Raw genomic sequence first — 21,775 nt, 5'->3', positions numbered from 1 at the left:
CGTATGCCGCTCCGCCGCCTCGCCCTCCTCCTCCCCCTGTTCGCCGCCTGCTTCACCCTCGGCGCCGCCGAGGCGCAGGTGCCGCGGCCGTCGAAATACGCCGACCTCGTCCGGGCCGAGCTGGTGACGCAGGAGAGCGCCGTCGCGCCGGGCGCCCCCCTCACCGCCGGCGTGAAACTCACGATGAAGCCGGGCTGGCACGTCTACTGGCGCAATCCGGGTGATTCCGGCCTGCCGCCGGAGATCGCCTGGACCCTGCCCGCGGGCTTTTCCGCCGGCAGCATCGCCTGGCCGGCGCCGGAGCGGATCCCGGTCGGCGACCTGATGAATTTCGGCTACGAGGGCGAGGTGCTGCTGACGGTGCCGCTCACCGCGCCGGAGACGCTCGGCACCGGGCCGGTCCCGCTGAAGGCCAAGGTCTCGTATCTCGTCTGCGAGCGCGAATGCGTGCCGGGCGAGGCGACCCTGTCGGCGAGCCTGCCGGTGGCGCCCGCCGGGAGCAGCCCGCGGCCCGACCCGCGCAACGCCGCCCTGTTCGCGCAAGGCCGCGCGCGGCTACCCGAGCCGGCCCCCTGGCCGGTCCGGATGCGGGACGATGGCGGCACGCCGGTGCTCGACGTCGACGCGCCCGGCCTCCAGGCCCGCGACGTCGCGTTCTTCCCCTATTCCGAGACCGCCCTGGAACACGCCGCCGCGCAGGGCGCGACGAGCGACGCGACCGGCCTGCACCTGCGGCTCCAGCGCAGCAGCCAGGCCGCAGCCGACGCGCCCGCTCCGCAAGCCGACGGTGTCCTGACCTTCACGGAGGAGACCGGATCGGGCCCGATCCGGCGCGCCTATGCGCTCGGCACGGCGACGCCCGCACCGAGCGCCGTCGCGGCCCCCCCGGTCGCGTCCTCGGCGGTGCCGGTCCCGGTCGTGCCCGGCTCCGGGCCGGGGGGGGCCGAGGGCCTGTGGCAGGCGGCCTTCCTCGCCTTCCTGGGCGGGCTCCTGCTCAACCTGATGCCCTGCGTCTTCCCGGTCCTGTCGATCAAGGTGCTGAGCCTGGTGCGCCATTCCGGCGAGAGCCCGGGCCGGGTGCGGCTGCACGGCCTCGTCTACGCGGCCGGAGTGCTGGCGAGTTTCCTCGGCCTCGCCGGCCTGCTGATCGCACTCCGGTCCGGCGGCGCGCAGATCGGCTGGGGCTTCCAGCTGCAATCGCCCCTGGTGGTGGCCGGCCTCGCCTACGGGCTCTTCGCCATGGGCCTGAGCCTGTCGGGCGTCTGGCATCTCGGCGGCCGGGCGGCCGCCCTCGGCGACGGCCTGACCCGACGGGCCGGGCTCGAAGGCTCGTTCTTCACCGGCGTGCTGGCGACCGTGGTCGCCACGCCCTGCACCGCGCCGTTCATGGGCGCGGCGGTCGGCTACGGCCTGACGCAGGGGGCCCCGGTGGCGCTGACGGTCTTCGCGGCGCTCGGCCTCGGCCTCGCCCTCCCCTTCACGCTGCTGGCGGCCTGGCCCGCCCTGCTCCGGCGCCTGCCGCGGCCCGGCGCCTGGATGGAGACGCTCAAAGGTCTTCTCGCCTTCCCGCTCTACCTCACGGTGGCGTGGCTCGTCTGGGTACTGAGCCAGCAGGTCGGCTCCGCCGGGCTCATGGCCGGGCTGACCGGCCTCGTGCTGGTGGGCTTCTGCGCCTGGGCGATCGAGCGCGGCCGGGTGGCCGGCCCCCTCGCCCGGCGCGGGGCACAAGTGGCGGCACTCCTCGCCCTTCTCGGGCTCGCCGGCCTCGTCGCGGTGCTCGACCGCGACCGTGCCGGCCCGGTCACGGTCGCGAGCGCCGACGGGATCGAGCCGTTCGCCCAAGCCCGGCTCGACGCGCTCCTCGCCGCGCGCCGGCCGGTCTTCGTCAACATGACGGCGGCCTGGTGCATCACCTGCCAGGTCAACGACCGCGCCACCCTGCAGGCGGCCTCGGTGCAGGACGCCTTCAAGGCCCACGAGGTGGCGCAGCTCAAGGGAGACTGGACCAACCAGAATCCGGAGATCACCCGGGTGCTCGAGGCCAACGGCCGCTCCGGCGTGCCGCTCTACCTGCTCTACGACGGCCGGGGCGGCGTCGCGGTGCTGCCGCAGATCCTGACCGAGGCGATCTTGCGCGACGCCCTGGCGGCGCTCCCCGCCGGCACCGGGCCGCGGGCGGCCCTGCCGTGAGGCCCCGGTTCAGGCCAGCCATGCGCGAAACGGCCTGAACCCGGCACGGCCTCCCGCCTTATGCTGCGATGCGGCAATGAGGACGGCGATGCAGCAGACGATCGAACGGGCGGTCCCCGCCGCGGCCACCGGGCGTTCCACGGCCCTCGCGCTCCTGGCGCTCGCCGCGGCCTCGTTCGGGATCGGCACCACCGAGTTCGTCATCATGGGGCTCCTGCCCGAGATGGCCGCCGATCTCGGCGTCGGCATCCCGAAGGCCGGCCTGCTCGTCTCAGGGTACGCGCTCAGCGTCACTTTCGGCTCGCCCCTGGTGGCGGTGGCCTTGTCGCGCCTCGACCGGCGCCGGGCGCTGCTGGTGCTGGTCGGCCTGTTCATCCTCGGTAACGCGCTCTGCGCGCTCGCGCCCGATTACCGCCTGCTGATGCTCGCCCGCATCGTCACGGCGCTCTGCCACGGCGCCTTCTTCGGCCTCGGCGCAGTGGTGGCCGCCGATCTCGTGCCGCCGCACCGCAAGGCCAGCGCCATCGCGATCATGTTCACCGGTCTGACGCTGGCCAACGTGCTGGGTGTCCCGTTCGGCACGGCGCTCGGCCACGCGCTGGGCTGGCGGGCGACGTTCTGGGCCGTCGTCGGCATCGGCTTCGTGGCGGCCGCCGCCCTGGTGGCCTGGCTGCCGCGCGACCTCGCCCGGGACGGGGGCAGCCTCCTGTCGGAGATGCGGGTCTTGCGCCGCACGCAGGTCGTGCTCGCGATGCTCCTGAGCGTACTGGCCTCGGCGAGCCTGTTCAGCGTCTTCACCTACGTGGCGCCTTTGCTCGCCGCCACGGCGGGCGCCGGTCCCTCGGCGATCACCGGCGTGCTGCTGCTGTTCGGCGTCGGGCTCACCCTTGGCAACGGGCTCGGCGGCCGCCTCGGCGACTGGCGGCTGATGCCCTCGGTGATCGGTCTGGGGTTCGCCCTCGCCGTGGTGCTCATGGCCCTGGTGCCGGGAAGCGCCGCGCTCCTGCCCGCCACCGCGCTCATCGGCCTGTGGGGCATCCTCGCCTTCGCCCTGGTGGCGCCGCTGCAGATGCGGGTGCTCACCGCCGCCGACGGCGCCCGCAACCTCGCCTCGACGGTGAACCAGGGCGCCTTCAACCTCGGCAACGCCATCGGGGCCTGGCTCGGCGGGATCGCGATCACCGCGGGCGTTCCGTACGGCCACCTCCCGGTGATCGGAGCGGTGCTGGCGCTCGCGGTCGCCGGAACCGGCGTGGTGGCGCATCGGCTGGACCGGTGAGCGAGGCACCTCCCGACGAGAGAAGCCCCGCCGGCGGGGGCCGGGCGGGGCGCGAAGTCGAGGTCCAGAGACACGGAGCCTAACGCCGTCGGGAGGGCCGGCGCATCCTCCGTTTGCGGGACGGATCAGGCATGCGGGCGGGGCCGTCGCCGCGGCATCGCCCGCGCCGTCGCGGCCGGCGCACAGCGCCGCCAGCCCCAATGATCGTACTCGGTCGTGGCACGGGCCTCGCACCAGCCCTGGCGGCGCAGGGCGGTGGCGTAGCGGTCGCGATCCTCGCAGGCCTGCTCGGCGAGCGGCGAGGCCGGCAGGCCGCAGGCGGCATCGGCCCGCTGCCAGCGCGCGACGGTATCCTCCGCCGCCAGGGCGGGAGCGGCGCCAGCGACCAGCAGGGCGAGGACGAGGAGCGAACGCAGGGGCGACATCACGCAGGGCCTTCGGTGGAGGACGGGACGATCGATGAGTGTCGATCGTGGCGGTGATCGGACGGACTCGCACAATCCCGTCAAGAAAATACGCACCCTCGACATCAGGCTTAATCCTTTCGGTCGGGAGACCCGGCGTATCCCGGCCGCACTGTCCTGGCCGGACGATGCGGATCGACGCCTCTCCTCTGCCTCGCCGCCCTCCCGTCGGGGGTTATCGCCGATGCCCTCGCCAGCGCCGCAATCCTGTGCTCAAAGGGCCGCGACCTCATCCCGGACGGGTGTTTCCCACGATGCTGCGCCGCCTCTACGAGTGGATCCTCGCGCTCGCCGCTCGCCCCTCGGCCCCCTACGCGCTCGGCGCGGTCTCCTTCGCGGAGAGCTCGTTCTTCCCGATCCCGCCGGACGTGATGCTGGTGCCGATGGCGGTGACCCGGCCCGAGAAGGCCTGGACCTACGCGCTGATCGCGACGCTCACCTCGGTGCTCGGCGGGATCGCCGGCTACGCCATCGGGGCGCTGCTCTACGATTCGATCGGCGCCTGGCTGTTCCACCTCTACGGGCTCGACAAGGGCGCCGACGCCTTCCGGGAGGCCTACGCGCATTACGGGCACTGGGTGATCCTGCTCAAGGGTCTCACCCCGATCCCCTACAAGCTCGTCACCATCACGTCGGGCTTCGCCGGCTACGACCTGTTCTGGTTCATCGTCCTGTCGCTGATCACCCGGGGCTTGCGGTTCTTCATCCTGGCCGGACTGGTCGGCCGCTACGGCGTCGGCATCCGCACCGTGCTCGACCGGCACCTGAACGCCGTGGCGGCGGTCTTCGGGGCGGTCTGCATCCTCGGCTTCGTCGGCTTCCGCTACCTGTTCTGAGGCTTTTCGCCATGGCCCAAGCGATTCCGGCGCCCGCCCTCGCCGCGCGGCTCACCGCCCCCCGGCCGGCGGCCCTGCTGGTTCTCGTCGGCGCCGCCGCGACCGTCGGCGGCGCGCTGATCTTCCAGCACGGCCTCGGCTACGTGCCGTGCAAGCTCTGCCTGACCGAGCGCCAGCCCTACTACCTCGCCCTGCCGCTGCTCGCCGCCGCCCTGCTGCTGCCGCGACGCATCGCGGGCCTGCTGCTGGGACTGGTGGCGGTGATCCTCCTGGTCGGGGCCGGGCTCGGCGCCTACCACGCCGGGGCCGAGTGGGGCTTCTGGCCCGGCCCGAGCGATTGCGGCGGCGGCGCCGGCCCGGCGCCGGCCGGCGTGAACGACTTCCTCAAGTCCCTCGAGGCCACCCACCCGGTCGATTGCACCGCGGCGGCCTGGCGCTTCATCGGGATCTCGCTCGCCGGCTACAACGCCCTGATCGCGCTGGCGCTGGCGGCGCTCGCAGGCACCGCCGCAGGGCGGGCGCTGCGCCGCGCCTGACGGGCAGTCAGCGCTTCGGCTTCATCACCGTCGGCTCGGCCAGCAGCGCGGCCAGGCGCTCGGAATCGAGGGCCGGCTCGGGCTTCGGCTTCGCGACCTTCTTCGGCTCGGGCTTGGGCTCGATCCTGGGCTCGATCTTGGCCAGCCGGGCCACCTTCGCGGCGGGCGGTGCCGGCACGATCGAGCCGGTGGTGACCGGCTCGTCGAGGGGCATCGGCTTGGCCGCGGCCACGAGCTGGGGCGGGCGCGGCGGCTCCCGGTCGAGTTGCGCCGAGCAGACGGCGCACACCGTGGCGAAGCCGAGGCCGGCCATCGTCGCGAGGGTGAGGTTGGAACGCAAGGACACGGTCGGTTACTCAGGAACGGTTGACCATCGGCGAGCCTAGGCGCCGATCCCTTAACGATCTCCTCGGGCCCTCGGCGAAGCCGTTCAGGATTCGCACACCACACCGGCAGCGCCGAACGAACCTAGCAGAGCTTGACGACTTGCCTCCGGAAGCTGGAGGACGATGGATGTTCTTTACCATGACGGCGGCGATCGGCGCGGCGATGACCGCGGCCGTCTGGTCGATCGACGGCGGCCTGACGGTCGCGGGCCTCGCCGCCGGGGCGGCCGGCCTGGCGAGCGCCGCCGCGGCCTCCCTCGTGATGATCCGGCTCGATCGCCGCGGGCATGCGATCGAGCCGGAGGCCGGCACGTAATTCCGGCCCGTCGATCTCCCGCGCCTGAGGCGCCCGCGTCGCGTGCGGTGCGCCCCGCCGCGGCAGGAGCCATGCGTCCGCGGCGGATGACCTACATCGCTCGCTTCGGCGCGGATTGCAGAAAATCCTGGAGCTGCTGCTTGTAGAAACGGGCGAAACCCGTGGTGCCGTGGCCGGACGTCTCGGGGCTGGCCGGGATCAGGTACAGGCGCCCGTTCTTCAGCCGCTTCATCTCGCGCTCCATGATCCCCGTCTCGGGCGGGTTGCGCTCGTCGTCGGCGGAGTTGATCGCCAGCACGGAGGCCTCGATCCGCTCGAGGCCCGGAGAGGGATTGTAGCCGCGCGACGAATCCCACTGGTAGATGTAGTCGTTGGCATCCGCGTTGAACGGCTGCGCCAGGCGGGCATCCACGAGCTTGTCGGCCAGAGCGCCGGTCGGCGCCTGCTTCTGCAGCGCCAGCGTGCCGCCGCTGGTGGCGAGGGCGAAGAAGACGTTGGCGACCCGCAGCGTGGGCGGCTGGGTCGTGTACTCGCCACCCGCATAGGCCGGGTCGCGCCGGATGGTCTCGGTGAGGAGCCGGCGCAGCATCCAGTTGCGGCTTCCCATCTCGCTCGGCTGCGAGGCCATGGGAACGAGGGCATCCATGAACCCGGGATGTTTCACGCCCAGGATCCAGGTGTGCATGCCGCCCATCGAGTTGCCGATGACGAGGCGGACGTGATTGAGGCCGAGATGCTCCTTGAGCAGCCGGTACTGCGCCTCCGCCATGTCGTCGTAATTGTAGCGCGGAAATTTCGCCTTCAATCCATCCGACGGCTTCGACGATCGGCCGTGGCCGATCGCGTCGGGCAGGACGATGTAGTACTTGGCCGCGTCGAGCGGCTGACCGGGGCCGAACAGCTCGCCGGCGAAACCGGGCGTCAGCATGCTGGCGGCCGAGCCGGTGGTGCCGTGCAGGACGACCACCGGCTCTCCCTTCGGATCCCCGATCGTAGTGTAGTGCAGGCGCAACTCCGGCAGGACGTCCCCGGTGTGGAACGTGAAGTCCTTGATCGTCCAGTCACCCTCCTTGGGCGCCGGGTAATCGGCGGCGATCGCCGCGAGGGCGATCAACGACAGGGCCGCGCCCGCGGTCGCGGTTCGCAGCAGCCTCAAGGCTCGCATCGGGTTTCCTCCGCAGCATCGTCCTTGTTGGAAGAGTTTTGTTGGACGAGCCCGGCGAGTATCGCGTTCCCGACCCACGCGGGCAACCGGCGCCGGGCAAGCGGAACCGGTCAAACGCCCCCAGGTTGTCGCTCGCTCGAAGCGAGAGGACACGAGAGACCCGCGTGCGAGAGACCAGCGCCCCTCCGCCCTCCCTTCCCGGCGGGCTCGCCCGGCCGAGATTTGCCCGAGCGAGATTTGGCCGCGTGAGATTTGCCCGAGCGAGCACGGCGCTCTTCGTCCCCGCGACCCTCTCGGCGATCCTTACCGCCGGCACCGCTCAAGGAGCCGGGATCGGCTCGGGCGGCGGCCCGTCCGAGGTGGTGCTCGTCGTCCAGATCGTGCTGCTCCTCACCGTCGGGCGCCTGCTCGGCGAGGCGATGCTGCGGATCGGGCAGCCGGCGGTGATGGGCCAGCTGCTCGCCGGCATCCTGCTCGGTCCCTCCTTCCTCGGGGCGCTGTGGCCGGAGGCGCAACACTGGCTGTTTCCGCCCGGGCGCGACCAGAAGGCGCTCCTCGACGGCATCGCCCAGCTCGGCATCCTGCTCCTTCTGCTCATGACCGGCATGGAGACCGACCTCGCCCTGGTGCGCCGGGTCCGGCGGGCCGCGCTGAGCGTCTCGGTCACCGGCGTTGCGGTGCCGTTCGGCTGCGGCTTCCTGCTCGGCTGGTTCCTGCCCGAGGCGATGCTGCCGCATCCGGAACTCCGCCTCGTCACCGCGCTCTTCCTCGGCACCGCGCTCGCGATCTCGTCGGTCAAGATCGTCGCCATGGTGGTGCGCGAGATGAATTTCCTGCGCCGCAACGTCGGCCAGGTCATCGTCGCCTCGGCGATCATCGACGACACGATCGGCTGGGTCATCATCGCGGTCATCTTCAGCCTGGCCCAAGCCGGCACGATCGACCCGTGGGAGATCGGTCGCAGCCTCGCCGGCACGCTGGTCTTCCTCGGGATCAGCCTCACGGTCGGGCGCCGCCTCGTCTTCAGGCTGATCCGCTGGGCCAACGATTCGCTGCGGAGCGAGGCCGCGGTGATCACCGCGATCCTGGTGCTGATGGGGGTGATGGCGCTCATCACGCAAGCCATCGGCGTGCACACGGTGCTCGGCGCCTTCGTGGCCGGCCTCCTCGTCGGCCAGTCGCCGATCCTGACCAAGCGCATCGACGGGCAGCTGCGCGGCATCGTCACCGCCCTGTTCGCGCCGATCTTCTTCGGGCTCGCGGGCCTGAGCGCCGACCTCACCATCCTGCGCGACCCGCGCCTCCTGCTCCTCACCCTCGGGCTCATCGCCATCGCGAGCCTCGGCAAGTTCGCCGGCGCCTTCGCGGGCGGGCTGATGGGGGGCCTGCGGCGGTCGGAATCCCTGGCGCTCGCCTGCGGCATGAATGCCCGCGGCTCGACCGAGGTGATCGTCGCCTCGATCGGGCTCGGCATGGGGGCGCTGAGCCAGGACCTGTTCACCATGATCGTCGCCATGGCGCTCATCACCACCCTGGCGATGCCGCCGACCTTGCGCTGGGCGCTCCACCGCCTGCCGCTGAAGGGCGAGGAGAAGGAACGGCTGGAACGCGAGGCGGCGGAGGAAAGCGGCTTCGTCGCCAACCTCGAACGCCTGCTCGTCGCCGCCGATGACGGCCCGAAGGGGCGCTTCGCCGCCCGGCTCGCCGGCCTGGTGGCCGGCTCCCGCGGGATGCCGGTGACGGTGGTGCGGCTCGGCGCGGCGACGGACGAGGCCGTCCTGGCCGGCGCGGTGACGGAGGCGGCGCGGGGCGCGCGGCAGGGAGACGAGAACGACGAATCCGGGGCGGTCGAGGTGACGGAACTCGTCCGCGAGGCGCCCGCCGCGGAGGCCGTCGGCGAGGAGGCCGCCAAGGGCTACGACCTCCTGATCGTCGGCATCGACCCCACGGTGGCGCCGGATGGCGGCCTCGCCGACGCGGTGGCGGGAGCCGCGGAGCGGTTCGACGGGCCGCTCGCCATCGCGGCGGCGCGGGGGTCCCACCGCGACGATCCGGAGCGCGCCGCCCTCTCGGTCCTGGCGGTGATCGACGGCACCCGGGCCGCCCGGCGCGGTGCCGAGATCGCCGTCACCCTGGCCCGCGGCGCGGGCGCACCCTTGACGGTCCTATTCCTATCGGAGGCCGCCGGGACGCGGCGCCTCACCGGCTTGGGCACGGGGGAGTCCCAGGCGCTTCGCGACGTGCTCGACCTCGCCGAACAGGCGGGTCTGCAGGCGCACGCCCAGGTCCGCGCCACGCGGGCGCCCGAGCACGAGATCCTGCGCCAAGCCCGGGCCGGCGATCACGATCTGATCGTGATGGGCGTCACCCGCCGCTCCGGCGAGGGTGCGGCGTTCGGGCCGCTGGCCGAGACGGTGCTGGAGGCCTCGGACCGCTCGGTGCTGTTCTTGGCGAGCTGAAAACTTGTTTGACCGATCGGCAGATTTTATCCGCTCCGCGACCTCATCCTGAGGTGTTAGTCGATCGAAGATCGACTGACCTCGAAGGAGGGCTCCAGGTCTCGCTGAGATTTCTGGAGCCCTCCTTCGAGGCCGTTACGCGGCACCTCAGGATGAGGTTGTGGCATGGACAGAAATGTACCCGCCGATGCAGTCCGAGTGAGTCAAATAAGCTCTGACAGACCAACGACCCGATCAACTCAATTCCGGTCATCCGGCAAGGACGGCAGCGGCTGCACCGCGATCCCTTCCTCCAGGAGCGAGCGCGCCTCGGTCAGGCTCGCCTCGCCGTAGATCGCCCGCTGCTCGGTCTCGCCGTAATGCATCTTCCGGGCTTCCGTCGCGAAGTTCTCGCCGACATGGTCGGCGGTGCGGGCGACGTGCTCGTGCAGGGCGCGGATCATCGCGCGCAGCTGCCGCTCGGGCTCGGCGACCAGGCTGACCGGCGCCTCGGCGGAGGCCGGCGCCGCGGGCACGTTCGGCGCCTCGACCGGAGCGGGAAGGTTCGCCGTGCGGCCGAGCGACGGCGCCATGATCTGCTTGGCCACCTTCGGGCTGTTGCAGAACGGACAGGTCACGAAGCCGGCCCGCGCCTGCTCGTCGTAGGACTCGCTCGACGGGAACCAGCTCTCGAAGCTGTGGCCGGAATCGCAGGACAGGGCGTAGCGGATCATGAGGAGGATATCGGTGACCGGGCCAGCGGCTGCGAGGGGCTGCGACGCTGCGAACCCTCCGTGTGGCGGAAATCCGGCCGCAAGGGAAGCCTGTCGGCCGTGACGCCGGTCAGGCGCCGGCGGTCTCGATCACGATCGGACGGGCGTGGCGCAGGGCCGGGATGCGGGCGCGCGCATCGGCCACGAGCGCCATGTCGATCTCGGCCAGGATCACGCCGGGTTCGTTGCCGTCGGCCTCGGCCAGGACCCTGCCCCAGGGATCGACGATGAGCGAGTGGCCGTAGGTCTCGCGCCCGTCCTCGTGCCGGCCGCCTTGCGCCGCCGAGATCATGAACGAGCCGGTCTCGATCGCCCGGGCGCGCTGGAGCACGTGCCAATGCGCCTCGCCGGTCTGGCGGGTGAAGGCAGCGGGCGCCGACAGGATCTCGGCTCCGGCCTCGGCGAGCGCCCGGTAGAGGGCGGGGAAACGCACGTCGTAGCAGATCGCGACGCCGAGCCGGCCCCAGGGCAGGTCGGTGACAACGGCCCGGGCGCCGCCGGTATAGGTGGCCGATTCGCGGTAGCTCTCGCCGTTCGGCAGATCGACGTCGTAGAGGTGGAGCTTGTCGTACGCGGCGGTGATCGCGCCCTCGCGGTCGATCACGAAGGCGCGGTTGGCGACCTTGTCGCCGTTCTTCACCGCGAGCGATCCGACATGGACCACGACGCCCCGCTCGCGGGCGACGTCGCGCAGCGCCCCGAGGGTCGAATCGTGCTCGGGCTCGCGGATCTTCTCGAAAAGGCTCGGCCGGTCGCGCTCGAGGAGCGAAGTCATCTCCGGCGTCTGGACGTAATGCGCGCCGCGTTCCGCCGCCTCGCGGATGCCCGCCACCGCGGCGTCGCGGTTCTGCGCGGGGTCGCGGCCGGAGCGCATCTGCACGCAGGCGGCGACGAAGCGGGGAGCGGTCATGGGCTGCAACTCCGGGAAGACCCGGCCAGCTTACGACGGCATGCCAGACGCCGCAAAGGCTTCAGCGCAACGGGCTCAGCCGGCGAGCAGCGGGTCGAGGCGGCCGGAGCGGTCGAGGGCGTAGAGGTCGTCGCAGCCGCCGACATGGGTCTCGCCGACGAAGATCTGCGGCACGCTGGTGCGGCCGCCGGCCTTGTCGGTCATCTCGCGCCGGGCGCCCGCCTTGGCCTCGACGTCGATCTCGGTGAAGGCGGCGCCCTTCTCCTGCAGCAGCGACTTGGCCGCCGAGCAATAGGGGCACCAGCTGGTGGTGTAGATCGTGACCGGCTGCATCCGTCGGCTCGCGCTGCTCGGGAGGGCCCATGATCGGGCTATGCCCGATATAGGCGCCCGCAACGGAGCGCGCCAGCCGCGTTCAGGCCATGATCGAGGCGGGGAAGCGGCCGTCAGGCCGCCATCAGCTTTTCGACCTCGGTGACGAGCTCGCGCAGGTGGAACGGCTTCGACAGGACCTTGGCGTCCTTCGGGGCCTTCGAGTCGGGGTTGAGCGCCACCGCGGCGAAGCCCGTGATGAACATCACCTTGATGTCGGGATCGAGCTCGGTGGCGCGGCGCGCCAGCTCGATGCCGTCCATCTCGGGCATCACGATGTCGGTGAGCAGGAGCTCGAACGGCTCCTCGCGCAGGCGGTTATAGGCCGAGAGGCCGTTGTCGAACGAGGCCACGTCGTAGCCCGCGTTCTGGAGCGCCTTGGCGAGGAAGCGACGCATGTCGTTGTCGTCTTCCGCGAGGAGGATCTTCATGAACGGGAGTCCCGGATACCGATTCGCTGTGTTCATTCCATAAAGCGGCCGCGTGGTAAACAGAGTGTTGACGCGCCGCTCCTCGGAGCGGGTTCCCCACGGGATTCGTCGGGCGGAATCCGGGCCGGACTTGCGGGCGCGCGACACCCTCGCGGCAGTGGACAGGGCCGGGCCGGAGCGCCAGATTAGCCGGATGAAGGTGCGACCGCGTCCCATGCCTCCTCCCCTCCGCTTCCGGACGACCGGATGAGCCGGGTTCCTCCCGCCAGCCTGTTCACGCCGCCCTTCCGGGTCGACGAGCCGGAGCGGCAGACCCTGCCGTTCGTCTACAACACCGGCCATTCGGGAGCCGTCTATCCGGCCTCCTTCGTGGACGCCTCGCGGCTCGATGCGGTGGCCCTGCGCCGCTCGGAGGATGCCTTCGTCGACCGGCTCTACGCCCCCGTCGTCGGTCTCGGCGCGCCGCTGATGCAGGCCGCCTTCCCGCGGGCCTATCTCGACGTGAACCGCGAGCCCTACGAGCTCGACCCGCGGATGTTCGACGGGCGGCTGCCGCCCTTCGTCAACGTGCGCTCGATGCGGGTGGCGGGCGGCCTCGGCACGGTGCCGCGGGTGGTGGCGGACGGCCAGGAGATCTACCGCGGCCGCCTGCCGGTCGAGGAGGCGATCGCGCGGATCGAGGAGCTGTACAAGCCCTATCACCGCACCCTGAAGGAGCTGGTGGCGCGCACCGCCCGGACCTTCGGCCATGCGGTCCTGATCGACTGCCACTCGATGCCCTCGACGAGCCTCGGGCGCGACGAGGGGCCGGCGATCGACGTGGTGCTCGGCGACCGCTTCGGCACGGCTTGCGCGCCCGACCTGATCGACTGCGCCGAGGCCGCCTTCCGCGGCCACGGCCTGCGGGTGGTGCGCAACAAGCCCTATGCCGGCGGCTTCATCACCGAGCATTACGGCGAGCCGGCCTTCGGCCGCCACGCCCTGCAGATCGAGATCAACCGCGCCCTCTACATGGACGAGCGCAAGCTCCTGCCCCGCCCCGGCTTCGACGCCCTGTCGCGGATCCTGACGGCGGTGGCGGAGACATTGGGACATGCCTCCCTCGATCTCGCCCCCCGGCGCATCGCCGCCGAGTAGGCGCCGCCGAGGGCGGGGTTCAGCCCCTGCCCGCCCGTCGCATCGAGACGGTGGCGAGCGCCGCCAGATCCTTCCCGCCGTCGCCATGGGCGAGCGCATCGAGCAGGCCGTCGCGCAGCACGCTGGCGAGCGGCATCGGCACCCGTGCGGCTTCTCCCGCGGCGAGCGCCAGGCGCACGTCCTTGGCGCCGAGCGCCAGCCCGAAGCCCGGGGGCTCGTAGCGGCCGGCGGCGATCGAGGCGCCGTAGTTCTTGTAGACCGGGGCGGCGAAGATCGTGTTCGTCAGGAGGTCGAGGAGATCGGCGGCCGCGACCCCGTGCGCCTCGGCGAGCGCCGAGGCCTCGCCCATCGCCTCGATCGCCGCGACGATCATCATGTTGCCGGCAAGCTTGACGGCGTTGGCCCGGGCCGGCGCCTCGCCGAAGCGCCAGGTCTTCGCCCCCATCGCCTCGAGGAGCGGCTGCGCCGCCGCGATCGCCGCGTCCGGGCCGGCCGCCAGGATGTTGAGCTTGCCGGCTTCCGCAACGTCGGGCCGGCCGAAGACCGGCGCCGAGACGTAAGCGACACCGGCTCGGCCGTGAACGGCCGCCAGTTCCTCGGCCAGCGCGACCGAGATGGTGCTGGCGCCGAGATGGACCTTGGGCTTGTCGGCCTGGTCGAGGAGGCCACCCTCGACGACGACGGCGCGGAGCGCGGCGTCGTCGGCCAGCATCGTCACGGCGGCATCGCCCCGGAACGCCTCGGCGGGCGTCGCCACCGGCACGGCGCCGTGGACGCGCAGGGATTCCGCCGCTTCGGCCGAGCGGTTCCACACCCGGACCCGATGACCCGCCTTCACCAGGTTGAGGGCCATGCCCCGGCCCATCCGGCCGAGCCCGAGAAATCCGACATCCATCGTCCCGTACTCCCCATCCATCGGGTGGGGAGGGAGATATGGCGGCTTGGCGCCGTGTCAGGCCCTGGCACGCCTGGACGTCACACGCCCAGCAGGACCGCCTTCTCGACGCCGAGAACCTCGGCGATCTCGTCGAGGGCCTTGTGCTCCAGTTCGCTGATGCCGCCCTGGTCGGCGACGTCGGCGGCGATGAGGAAGACGTCCTGGCGCTGCTCCAGCGGACGGTCGGCGATGGCGCCGACGAAGCGCAGGTTCTCCAGCCGCCCGGCCCGGCTCTTCGCCCGGGCGATCGCCTCGTGCAGCTCCTGCTCGAGCTTCAGCACGCCGTAGGACTTGTGCAGGATCGGGTTGTTGCTCAGGTCCGCGAGCGCCGTCTCGATCTCCTCCTCGTCGATCTCCTGGTCGGCCAGGATCACCGTGGCGGCCGCCGAGCAGGCGGCGTGGAGGAAGGCGGTGTCGCCGGCATAGGACATGACGACCCGGCCGAACCGGGAGAAGGCATCCTGAAACAGCCCCATGGCACGTCCTTGAAAGAAGATCCCTCGGGCCGGCAGCGGCGGCCCCGTCGTCGCGGTCGCCCATCGAGGCATGGGCGCGCGGGCCCGACAAGTGCAGCGCCGCCGCGCCGCGCGACGAACGCGGTCGAGCGTCGCGGTTTGCCGAAGAAAAACCCCGGGCGTGCCCTCGCCGACACGCTCGCCTCGATCGCGAACGCCGCCGTGCGGCCGTCCGAGGATCGTGATGCGACTGGCGCCGTGACAACGGAAGCCCTTTCGGTTCTCTCGCCGAAACTGCCAACCTTCCATCGTCATCCTGGGGCCGCGAAGCGAAAAACCGGGATCCATGACCACTGATGATGCAAGATGAAGCGGAACGCTGCCCGCTTTGTCCGGCATCGTCGGCGGTTATGGATTCCGGGCTCCGCTTTCGCGGCCCCGGAATGACCCGGAGGGTGTCATACGCTTTCCGATTGAATGCGTCGCGATGCGGAAAGTGGCTTCGCTCAGGCGTGTGAAGCCTACGGCTTCACCGCGCGGGCTGATGATACGAAATCCGGAAGTGATCTCCCGGATTTCGCATCGGGTTCATCGCGTCGGAGAATCGACCTCTTACATCGCGATCACTTGCCGGATCGCCTCGCCGCGGTCGAGCCGGTCGAAGCCTTCGTTGATCTGGTCAAGGGTGAGGGTGCCGGTCATCAGCTTGTCCACCGGCAGGCGGCCCTGGCGATACATGGCGATGTAGCGCGGGATGTCGCGGGCCGGGACGCAGGAGCCCATGTAGCTGCCGCGCACCACCCGCTCCTCGCCGACGAGGCCGACCGGCGGCAGGGTGAAGCTGTGATTCGGGTTGGCCAAGCCCGCGGTCGCCGTGGTGCCGCCGCGGCGGGTGATGCGGTAGGCGGTGTCGAAGGCCTTGACCGAGCCGGCCATCTCCAGGGCGTAATCGACGCCGCCGTCGGTGGCATCGCGGATCGCCGCGACGGCGTCGGGATCGGAGGCGAGGAACGTGTCGGTGGCGCCGAGCTCGCGCGCGACCCTGAGCTTGTCCTCCGACAGATCGACCGCGACGACGCGGCCCGCTCCGCTCGCCACCGCCCCGATCAGCGCCGAGAGGCCGACGCCGCCGAGACCCACCACGGCGACGCTCTGGCCCATCTGCACCCGGCAGGTATTCACCACCGCGCCGACGCCGGTCATCACCGCGCAGCCGAACAGGGCCGCCTCGACGAGGGGGATGTCGGAATCGATCTTCACGATCGAGCGGCGGGAGATCACCGCGTATTCGCCGAAGGCCGAGACGCCGCTGTGATGGCTCACCTCGACCCCGTCGCACCGGATGCGTTTCGCGCCCGACAGCAGCGTGCCGCGGCCGTTGGCGGCGTTGCCCGGCTCGCACAGGGCGCCGCGCCCCTCGCGGCAGGGCGCGCAGCCGCCGCAGGTCGGCACGAAGGACATCACCACGTGGTCGCCGCGCTTCAGGTCGGTGACGCCGGCTCCCAGTTCCTCGACGATGCCGGAGGCCTCGTGCCCGAGGGCCACCGGCACCGGCCGGATCCGATCGCCGTTGATGACCGAGAGGTCGGAATGGCACAGGCCGGCACCGGCGATCTTCACCAGCACCTCGTCCGGCCCCGGCGGGTCGAGCTCGATCGTCTCGATGCGCAGGGGCCGCGTCTTGGCATAGGGCCGCGCGACGGGGGCATGGTGCAGGATGGCGGCGCGAACGCGTAGGGACACAGGTGGATCCTCCCGGCGGGGCGTCTTCCCGGCCCCGGCGGAAACAGGCTGGCAGCGGGCCACCGGCCGGTCAACCGGCCGCGGATGCAGGCTCAGGCCGCGTCGTCTGCACCCACCCGCCAGAACGGGCGGCGCGCCTCGGCGCAGGCCTCCGCGCGAGTGAGCCCGATATCGGCGAGCGTCTCGTCGGTCATGAACGGCAGGTCGCGGGCCAGATTGCGGCGGGCGGACCAGCGCCGGAACCAGCCCTTCAGGATCGCCACGCCGGCGAGGCGCGGTTCGTGCGCGCGGCTCACGGTCGGCGCCCGCGGGGCGCCGGCGACGCGGTGCAACGGGAACGGGATGACGGTCGCGGCCACGGCAGATCTCCTTCCTGTCCCGAGTCTCCTTCACGTCTCGGGCCCCGTCCTGCTACCCGGGACGAGCGCGGCCGTATATTGAGTTCTTCAGCGCGCTTCGTGCGCGAAACTCACAGATGCCGCCATGCGCCAGCTGCCGCCCCTCTCCTCCTTGCGCGCCTTCGAGGCCGCGGCGCGCCTCGGCTCGGTGACGAAGGCCGCCGAGGAGCTCGGGCGCACCCACGGGGCGGTGTCGCGCCAGGTGCGGGCGCTGCAGGACCAGGCCGGCACCGCCCTGTTCGAGAAGGCCGGCACGGGCCTGCGTCTCACCCCCGCCGGCGAGGCCTTTCGGAGCGTGGTGGCAGGGGTGCTGGACGACCTGGAGCGGGGCTACCGGCGCCTGCGCGATGCCGGGGCAGGCACCAACGTTCATCTCGCCTGCGGGGCGACCTTCGCGATGCGCTGGCTGGTGCCGCGCCTCGCGGGGTTCTACCGCGAGCGGCCGACGGTGCAGGTGCGCCTGTCGATGACCTCGGCCAGGGAAATCCGCGACGACGGCGCCGACCTGGTGCTGAGCTGGGACCGCCTCGCCCATCCGATCCGCGACGAGGCACGGGCGATCCGCCTCGGCGACGTCGCCTTCGGGGTGGTCTGCGCTCCCGGCTACCGAGTCCGGATGGAGGGCGGAGACCTCGCCGCCGAGACCCGGATCCTGCACGAATACACGCCGCATTCCTGGCCGGCCTGGGAGGCGGCGACGGGACGGCGCGTCGCGGCGGAGCGGGACACCGCCTTCCCGCATAACGGCCTGTGCATCGAGGCCGCCCTGTCGGGACTCGGCATCGCCCTGGTGGAGCAGGTGCTGGTGCGCGACGACCTGGCGGCCGGCCGCCTCGTCGCGCCCTGCGGCTTCCACCGTTTCGCCGACGGCTTCGCGGCCGTGCCGGCGGCGGACCGCCCGCTCTCGCCCGCCGCCTCGGCCTTCGTCGATTGGCTGCGGCGGATGCTGGCGGAGGAGGGCTGACCGGCGCGTCCCGCGCCGCCACGGCGGCGGGTCGGCCGATTCGCGACCGCAGCGGCATCGGGCGCCGAAATCCGGCGTGATCATGCCGGCCTTCCCCAAGGCCATCGCGTGCCGCGACAGGTCCCGTGTTACGTCGGCCAAGTATCCACCCGCGTTGCGCGAAAGACACGGCGCCGGATACACCTTCGCAACAGAGGCTTGGTTGCCCAATTTTTGAGCAAAAGCTCAACAAATGGTTTTGCCACGTTGCCGCCACACTGCCAGCTTGGCCGCAGTTGGCCCCGGCCTCACCCGGCCCCAGATGGACTCCCCGACCGTGGCAATGCGCTTCACCCTCAGCAGCCTGACCGTCGCCCTGCTGTCGTCCGGCTTCGCTCACGCCGCCGACCTGGCCGCCCCGGCCCCGGCCCCTGTGGCGGTGGTCGAGCACTGCAAGGCGACCCTGTCGCTGCCGGCCTATGGCGGCGTCATCAAGCCGAACCCGAACCCGTCCTGCTTCACCCTCGGCGGCTTCGGCGACATCTATGTCGGCGGCGCGATCACCGGCTACGCCTACACCCAGAGCAACCCCTTCCCGTTCTCGGCCGCACCGCTGCCGAGCGACCGGGCGGCGCGGGTCGACTTCACCAACATCCAGGGCTGGATCCAGAAGGCCGACGGGCCGTTCCAGTTCTACGTCCAGGCCGGCGCCTACGCGATCCCGGCCCTGGGCTTTGCCAATTACAGCGCCCTCGACCAGACCGACCTGCTGTTCACGCCCCTGCCGGTCGCCTTCGGCAAGTACGTGTTCAACGACCAGTGGTCGATCCAGGGCGGCCGCATGCCGACCCTGATCGGCACCGAGGCTCCGTTCACCTTCCAGAACCTGAACATCTCCCGCGGCCTCCTGTTCAACCAGGAGAACATCATCAACCACGGCGTGCAGGTGAACTACGCCGACGGCCCGTGGTCGGCCTCGGTCGCCGGCACCGACGGGTTCTTCTCCGGCAACATCAGCTGGCTCACCGGCGCCATCACCTACAAGCTCGACGACAACAACACCTTCGGCATCAACGGCGGCCTCAACCTCGACCGCACCGACGTGCTGTCGCGCAGCATCCGCTACGCCTACGCGACCCCGCTGTTCCAGCAGAACAGCGGTATCCTGTCGGTCAACTACACCTATTCGAACGGGCCGTGGACGATCACGCCCTACTTCCAGTACACGAACGTCGCGCGCGACAACCGGATCGGCATCGTCGAGGGCGCCTCGACCTATGGCGGCGCGGTCCTGGCGGCCTATTCCTTCAACGACAACTTCGCGTTGGCCGGCCGCGTCGAGTACATCACCCAGACCGGCGTGCGGAATGCCGGCTTCACCAGCCTGCTCTACGGCCCGGGCAGCTCGGCCCTGTCCTTCACCGTCACCCCGACCTTCACGTTCGACCGCTTCTTCGTCCGCGGCGAGTATTCGCGGGTCCAGCTCTACGACATCACCCGCGGCGACCTGGCCTTCGGCACGCTCGGAACCGGCTTCGGCCGCACCGGCAACCGCACCTCGCAGGACCGCTACATGATCGAGGGCGGCATCACCTTCTGACGCTTCCCCGATCATCGGCGTCATTCGCGCCCGCCCGGCTTCCCCCGGGCGGGCGCTTCGCGTGTCGGGACGGACGTGCGTCGGAGCTTTTCTCTGCCGACGCCGGAGCTTTTCTGGCTTGCGCCGGCCGGAGGCGCGATGACAGACCCACGGGCGCCTCCCGGAGCCGCCGATGAGCTTCCTCCCCGACACCCCGACGCTGCTCGCCTATCTCGCCGCCTGCCTGGTGCTGTTCGTCACGCCCGGGCCCGACATGAGCCTGACGCTCGCCCGCACCATCGGGTCGGGACGGCGGGCGGGAATCGTGACGGTGCTGGGCACGAGCCTCGGCACCCTGATCCATACGCTCGCCGCCGTGCTCGGCCTCTCGGCGCTCATCGCCGCCTCGGCCACTGCCTTCACGGTGCTGAAGGTGGTGGGCGCGCTCTACCTCGGCTGGCTCGCCATCGACGCCCTGCGGCGCGGCTCGGCCCTGAACGTCCGGGCCGAGACGATGCGGGGCGGCCTGCGGCGCACCTTCTGGCTCGGGCTCGGCGTGAACCTCACCAACCCCAAGGTGGTGCTGTTCTTCCTGACCTTCCTGCCGCAATTCGTGCACGCCGACGCCCCCGACCCGACCGGCCAGCTCGCCTTCCTGGGGCTCACTTTCATCGGACTGTCGCTGCCGCTGGGCGTCCTGATGGTGCTGGGCGCCGCCCGGGTCACCGGCGCACTCCAGGCCCGGCCGCGGCTGATGCGGGGGATCGACTGGCTGTTCGCCGGGCTGTTCGGCACCTTCGCAGCCCGCATCCTGCTCACGGTGCGCTAGGGCACCTCACGATCGCGCTGCAATCGCGAAGCTCTCCAGATCGTTGATTTTTCCGCATTTTCTACGACGAACCGGCATCGGCTTCGCCGGAAAACGCTCTGACGACGCCCGCGCCCGCCACCAGCCGCAGATGGGGGATTGCCGGGCGCGCCTCGGCCCGGCAGGTGCGGTTGCGGCCCGCACTCTTCGCCGCGTAGAGCGCCGCATCGGCCGCCCGGTAGAGTTCTCCTTGCGCGCCGCCGGCGGCCTCCGCGAGCCCGATGCTCACCGTCACCGCGCCGGCCGGAAGGCCGATCGAGGCCACCGCCAGCGTCGTCACCGCCGCGTGCAGGCGCTCGGCGACCCGCATCGCCCCCTCCTCGTCGGTTCCGGCCAGGATCACGCCGAATTCCTCGCCGCCGATCCGGCAGAGGAGGTCGCCCGGCCGGTGGAGGCCGGCCGACAGGCAGCGCGCCAGCCCGCGCAGGATCTCGTCGCCGACGGCGTGGCCGTAGCGGTCGTTGAAGCGCTTGAAGTGGTCGGCGTCGACGATCAGCAGGGCGACGGGCCGGTCGCTGCGGGCCGTCGCCAGCGCCTGCCGCAGGGCCTCGTCGAAGCGGCGGCGGTTCGGCAGCCCGGTCAGCCCGTCGGTCAGCGACAGGCGGGCGAGCTCGGCTTCGACCGCCTCGCGACGCCGCAGCTCCCGCGCGCAAAGCAGAGCGAGCCACACCGCGAGGCCGAACAGGGCGAGCAGCGTGGCGCCGATCATCAACGCCTTGGCGCGCCAGCCGGCCTCGATCTCCTCCGTGCTGAGCCCGATCGCCAGAATGAGCGGCAGGTCTCCGACCTGCGTGAAGGTGAAGAGCCGGTGCACGCCGTCGCGGGCGGCGCGGTCGGCGAAGCTGCCGTTGCGCTCCTGGACGGCGCGCCGGAACGTCGGCATCCCGGAGAGGTCCATGCCGACGTCCCGCACGTCGTAGGGAAAACGCACGATCCGGATGCCGTCCTGGCGGGCCAGGTTGATGCTGCTGTCCGGCCCGAGGCCGATCTTGGCCAGCATCTGGGTTAAGTGCGACAGCTTCATGGTGGCGACCACGACGCCGCCGAACGACCCGTCCGGCTTCGACACCCGCCGGCTGAACGCGACCGTGTAGGCACCCGACATCCGCGACTGGAACGGCTTGCTGATGTAGAGCCCGGCCTCCGGATTCCGCAGATGGACCTGAAAGTAGTCGCGGTCGGCGAAGCTCCCGCCGACGCCCGACGGGTAGCGCGAGTTCAGGACGCCGTTGCCGTGCTCGTCGAACAGGACCAGGATGCCCATGCCCTCGGCGGTCACCACCCGGTCGAACAGGATCAGGTGCCGCAGGCCCTCCGGGGCCGCGGCAACGACGGGGTTCTCGATCTTGGCGGCCATGCCCTGCAGCGCGAGGTCCATGATCTCGACGTTGCGCACGATGTCGCTCTCGATCACCTGGAGCAGGCTGTTCGAGGTCTCCTCGGCCCGGGTCCACATCTCCTGTCGCAGCTCGTAGAGCATCAGGCCGGAGACGAGGAGCATGCCGAGGGGGGCCAGCACGCCGAGCACGACCCAGACCCTGACGGTCTGGAGCCCGGCAAGAAGGCGGCGCGGCGACGGCATCGGGACGGATCTCTCGGGAACGACTTCGATTGGAGGC

Annotated in this window: 22 protein-coding genes; 10 read left to right on the top strand and 12 right to left on the bottom strand. The window is 71.3% G+C overall.

Going from position 1 to position 21,775, the window contains the following annotated elements; genetic code table 11:
* The first annotated feature begins 3 nt into the window (after nt 1–3).
* Both HBB12_RS13520 and HBB12_RS13515 read left to right on the top strand, forming a co-directional pair.
* Entirely contained in the window at nt 4–2,190 is a 2,187-nt protein-coding gene (locus HBB12_RS13520) for a protein-disulfide reductase DsbD family protein (protein ID WP_236989819.1), read from the top strand.
* A gap of 88 nt (nt 2,191–2,278) precedes the next feature.
* Nucleotides 2,279–3,469: an MFS transporter gene (locus HBB12_RS13515; protein WP_236989818.1), complete on the top strand. Its 1,191-nt coding sequence runs from the start codon at nt 2,279–2,281 to the stop codon at nt 3,467–3,469.
* 125 nt (nt 3,470–3,594) lie between these two features.
* On the opposite strand, the gene HBB12_RS13510 is transcribed toward HBB12_RS13515, so the two are convergent.
* Nucleotides 3,595–3,894: a hypothetical protein gene (locus HBB12_RS13510; RefSeq protein ID WP_236989817.1), complete on the bottom strand. Its 300-nt coding sequence runs from the start codon at nt 3,892–3,894 to the stop codon at nt 3,595–3,597.
* A gap of 293 nt (nt 3,895–4,187) precedes the next feature.
* Here HBB12_RS13510 and HBB12_RS13505 point away from each other — a divergent pair, with 293 nt between their 5' ends.
* Together HBB12_RS13505 and HBB12_RS13500 are read left to right on the top strand one after the other, a co-directional pair.
* Nucleotides 4,188–4,769, top strand: a complete 582-nt coding sequence (locus tag HBB12_RS13505; protein ID WP_236989816.1) for a YqaA family protein — start codon at nt 4,188–4,190, stop codon at nt 4,767–4,769.
* Between the two features lie 11 nt (nt 4,770–4,780).
* Nucleotides 4,781–5,305 carry a disulfide bond formation protein B gene (locus HBB12_RS13500; RefSeq protein ID WP_236989815.1) on the top strand — a complete coding sequence of 175 codons (525 nt, stop codon included), beginning with the start codon at nt 4,781–4,783 and terminating at the stop codon, nt 5,303–5,305.
* 7 nt (nt 5,306–5,312) lie between these two features.
* Here the strand turns inward: HBB12_RS13500 and HBB12_RS13495 are convergent, their stop codons facing one another.
* Entirely contained in the window at nt 5,313–5,651 is a 339-nt protein-coding gene (locus tag HBB12_RS13495) for a hypothetical protein (protein ID WP_236989814.1), read from the bottom strand.
* Nucleotides 5,652–5,818: 167 nt separating this feature from the next.
* On the opposite strand from HBB12_RS13495, the gene HBB12_RS13490 reads away from it, so the two are divergent.
* On the top strand, nt 5,819–6,007 hold the full coding sequence (locus tag HBB12_RS13490) for a hypothetical protein (protein WP_236989813.1): 189 nt from the start codon (nt 5,819–5,821) through the stop codon (nt 6,005–6,007).
* Nucleotides 6,008–6,098: 91 nt separating this feature from the next.
* Here HBB12_RS13490 and HBB12_RS13485 read toward each other — a convergent pair whose 3' ends face one another.
* The gene (locus tag HBB12_RS13485; protein ID WP_236989812.1) at nt 6,099–7,172 is read right to left on the bottom strand and encodes an alpha/beta fold hydrolase; all 1,074 of its coding nucleotides are present in this window, start codon (nt 7,170–7,172) and stop codon (nt 6,099–6,101) included.
* Nucleotides 7,173–7,417: 245 nt separating this feature from the next.
* Between HBB12_RS13485 and HBB12_RS13480 the strand changes: the two genes are divergently transcribed.
* A complete protein-coding gene (locus tag HBB12_RS13480; RefSeq protein ID WP_236989811.1) occupies nt 7,418–9,631 on the top strand; it encodes a cation:proton antiporter domain-containing protein in 2,214 nt (737 codons plus the stop codon).
* Nucleotides 9,632–9,870: 239 nt separating this feature from the next.
* On the opposite strand, the gene HBB12_RS13475 is transcribed toward HBB12_RS13480, so the two are convergent.
* The 4 genes from HBB12_RS13475 to cpdR all read right to left on the bottom strand — a co-directional run bounded on the left by HBB12_RS13475 (nt 9,871) and on the right by cpdR (nt 12,096).
* The gene (locus HBB12_RS13475) at nt 9,871–10,344 is read right to left on the bottom strand and encodes a DUF1178 family protein (RefSeq protein WP_236989810.1); all 474 of its coding nucleotides are present in this window, start codon (nt 10,342–10,344) and stop codon (nt 9,871–9,873) included.
* 109 nt (nt 10,345–10,453) lie between these two features.
* Nucleotides 10,454–11,293 (bottom strand): carbon-nitrogen hydrolase family protein, encoded by an 840-nt coding sequence (locus HBB12_RS13470; protein WP_236989809.1) that lies wholly within the window; start codon nt 11,291–11,293, stop codon nt 10,454–10,456.
* A 75-nt stretch (nt 11,294–11,368) separates the two neighbouring features.
* Complete coding sequence (gene grxC, locus HBB12_RS13465) at nt 11,369–11,626, bottom strand: glutaredoxin 3 (protein ID WP_236989808.1); 258 nt, start codon at nt 11,624–11,626, stop codon at nt 11,369–11,371.
* Between the two features lie 113 nt (nt 11,627–11,739).
* On the bottom strand, nt 11,740–12,096 hold the full coding sequence (gene cpdR, locus HBB12_RS13460) for a cell cycle two-component system response regulator CpdR (RefSeq protein WP_048427828.1): 357 nt from the start codon (nt 12,094–12,096) through the stop codon (nt 11,740–11,742).
* Between the two features lie 246 nt (nt 12,097–12,342).
* Between cpdR and HBB12_RS13455 the strand changes: the two genes are divergently transcribed.
* Nucleotides 12,343–13,233, top strand: a complete 891-nt coding sequence (locus tag HBB12_RS13455; RefSeq protein WP_236989807.1) for an N-formylglutamate amidohydrolase — start codon at nt 12,343–12,345, stop codon at nt 13,231–13,233.
* Between the two features lie 19 nt (nt 13,234–13,252).
* On the opposite strand, the gene HBB12_RS13450 is transcribed toward HBB12_RS13455, so the two are convergent.
* The 4 genes from HBB12_RS13450 to HBB12_RS13435 all read right to left on the bottom strand — a co-directional run bounded on the left by HBB12_RS13450 (nt 13,253) and on the right by HBB12_RS13435 (nt 16,727).
* Nucleotides 13,253–14,128: an NAD(P)-dependent oxidoreductase gene (locus tag HBB12_RS13450; RefSeq protein WP_236989806.1), complete on the bottom strand. Its 876-nt coding sequence runs from the start codon at nt 14,126–14,128 to the stop codon at nt 13,253–13,255.
* A gap of 80 nt (nt 14,129–14,208) precedes the next feature.
* The gene (locus tag HBB12_RS13445; RefSeq protein WP_236989805.1) at nt 14,209–14,646 is read right to left on the bottom strand and encodes a tellurite resistance TerB family protein; all 438 of its coding nucleotides are present in this window, start codon (nt 14,644–14,646) and stop codon (nt 14,209–14,211) included.
* Between the two features lie 591 nt (nt 14,647–15,237).
* Nucleotides 15,238–16,368, bottom strand: coding sequence for a zinc-dependent alcohol dehydrogenase family protein (locus tag HBB12_RS13440; protein WP_236989804.1), 1,131 nt, complete (start codon nt 16,366–16,368; stop codon nt 15,238–15,240).
* Nucleotides 16,369–16,460: 92 nt separating this feature from the next.
* Nucleotides 16,461–16,727, bottom strand: a complete 267-nt coding sequence (locus HBB12_RS13435; RefSeq protein WP_236989803.1) for a DUF1127 domain-containing protein — start codon at nt 16,725–16,727, stop codon at nt 16,461–16,463.
* Nucleotides 16,728–16,851: 124 nt separating this feature from the next.
* Between HBB12_RS13435 and HBB12_RS13430 the strand changes: the two genes are divergently transcribed.
* The 3 genes from HBB12_RS13430 (at nt 16,852) to HBB12_RS13420 (ending at nt 20,117) form a co-directional block, all read left to right on the top strand.
* Complete coding sequence (locus HBB12_RS13430; RefSeq protein WP_236989802.1) at nt 16,852–17,730, top strand: LysR substrate-binding domain-containing protein; 879 nt, start codon at nt 16,852–16,854, stop codon at nt 17,728–17,730.
* Between the two features lie 316 nt (nt 17,731–18,046).
* Nucleotides 18,047–19,309: a porin gene (locus tag HBB12_RS13425; protein WP_236989801.1), complete on the top strand. Its 1,263-nt coding sequence runs from the start codon at nt 18,047–18,049 to the stop codon at nt 19,307–19,309.
* 172 nt (nt 19,310–19,481) lie between these two features.
* The gene (locus HBB12_RS13420; protein ID WP_236989800.1) at nt 19,482–20,117 is read left to right on the top strand and encodes a LysE family translocator; all 636 of its coding nucleotides are present in this window, start codon (nt 19,482–19,484) and stop codon (nt 20,115–20,117) included.
* A 61-nt stretch (nt 20,118–20,178) separates the two neighbouring features.
* On the opposite strand, the gene HBB12_RS13415 is transcribed toward HBB12_RS13420, so the two are convergent.
* A complete protein-coding gene (locus HBB12_RS13415) occupies nt 20,179–21,738 on the bottom strand; it encodes a sensor domain-containing diguanylate cyclase (protein ID WP_236989799.1) in 1,560 nt (519 codons plus the stop codon).
* Nucleotides 21,739–21,775: the final 37 nt, after the last annotated feature.

Source organism: Methylobacterium sp. SyP6R (assembly GCF_019216885.1).
In the GTDB taxonomy this organism is placed as follows: Bacteria; Pseudomonadota; Alphaproteobacteria; order Rhizobiales; family Beijerinckiaceae; genus Methylobacterium.
Note: the sequence above shows the minus strand (reverse complement) of the source record. Positions and strands in the feature narration are given on the sequence as shown.

Bases quoted from the DNA above. Each gene is read 5' to 3' on its own strand.
- HBB12_RS13505 (WP_236989816.1), top strand. From the start codon at position 4,188: ATGCTGCGCCGCCTCTACGAGTGGATCCTCGCGCTCGCCGCTCGCCCC.
- HBB12_RS13520 (WP_236989819.1), top strand. From the start codon at position 4: ATGCCGCTCCGCCGCCTCGCCCTCCTCCTCCCCCTGTTCGCCGCCTGC.
- HBB12_RS13475 (WP_236989810.1), bottom strand. From the start codon at position 10,344: ATGATCCGCTACGCCCTGTCCTGCGATTCCGGCCACAGCTTCGAGAGC.
- HBB12_RS13485 (WP_236989812.1), bottom strand. From the start codon at position 7,172: ATGCGAGCCTTGAGGCTGCTGCGAACCGCGACCGCGGGCGCGGCCCTG.
- HBB12_RS13500 (WP_236989815.1), top strand. From the start codon at position 4,781: ATGGCCCAAGCGATTCCGGCGCCCGCCCTCGCCGCGCGGCTCACCGCC.
- HBB12_RS13490 (WP_236989813.1), top strand. From the start codon at position 5,819: ATGTTCTTTACCATGACGGCGGCGATCGGCGCGGCGATGACCGCGGCC.
- HBB12_RS13470 (WP_236989809.1), bottom strand. From the start codon at position 11,293: ATGACCGCTCCCCGCTTCGTCGCCGCCTGCGTGCAGATGCGCTCCGGC.
- HBB12_RS13430 (WP_236989802.1), top strand. From the start codon at position 16,852: ATGCGCCAGCTGCCGCCCCTCTCCTCCTTGCGCGCCTTCGAGGCCGCG.
- HBB12_RS13455 (WP_236989807.1), top strand. From the start codon at position 12,343: ATGAGCCGGGTTCCTCCCGCCAGCCTGTTCACGCCGCCCTTCCGGGTC.
- HBB12_RS13515 (WP_236989818.1), top strand. From the start codon at position 2,279: ATGCAGCAGACGATCGAACGGGCGGTCCCCGCCGCGGCCACCGGGCGT.
- HBB12_RS13450 (WP_236989806.1), bottom strand. From the start codon at position 14,128: ATGGATGTCGGATTTCTCGGGCTCGGCCGGATGGGCCGGGGCATGGCC.
- HBB12_RS13445 (WP_236989805.1), bottom strand. From the start codon at position 14,646: ATGGGGCTGTTTCAGGATGCCTTCTCCCGGTTCGGCCGGGTCGTCATG.
- cpdR (WP_048427828.1), bottom strand. From the start codon at position 12,096: ATGAAGATCCTCCTCGCGGAAGACGACAACGACATGCGTCGCTTCCTC.
- grxC (WP_236989808.1), bottom strand. From the start codon at position 11,626: ATGCAGCCGGTCACGATCTACACCACCAGCTGGTGCCCCTATTGCTCG.
- HBB12_RS13510 (WP_236989817.1), bottom strand. From the start codon at position 3,894: ATGTCGCCCCTGCGTTCGCTCCTCGTCCTCGCCCTGCTGGTCGCTGGC.
- HBB12_RS13420 (WP_236989800.1), top strand. From the start codon at position 19,482: ATGAGCTTCCTCCCCGACACCCCGACGCTGCTCGCCTATCTCGCCGCC.
- HBB12_RS13415 (WP_236989799.1), bottom strand. From the start codon at position 21,738: ATGCCGTCGCCGCGCCGCCTTCTTGCCGGGCTCCAGACCGTCAGGGTC.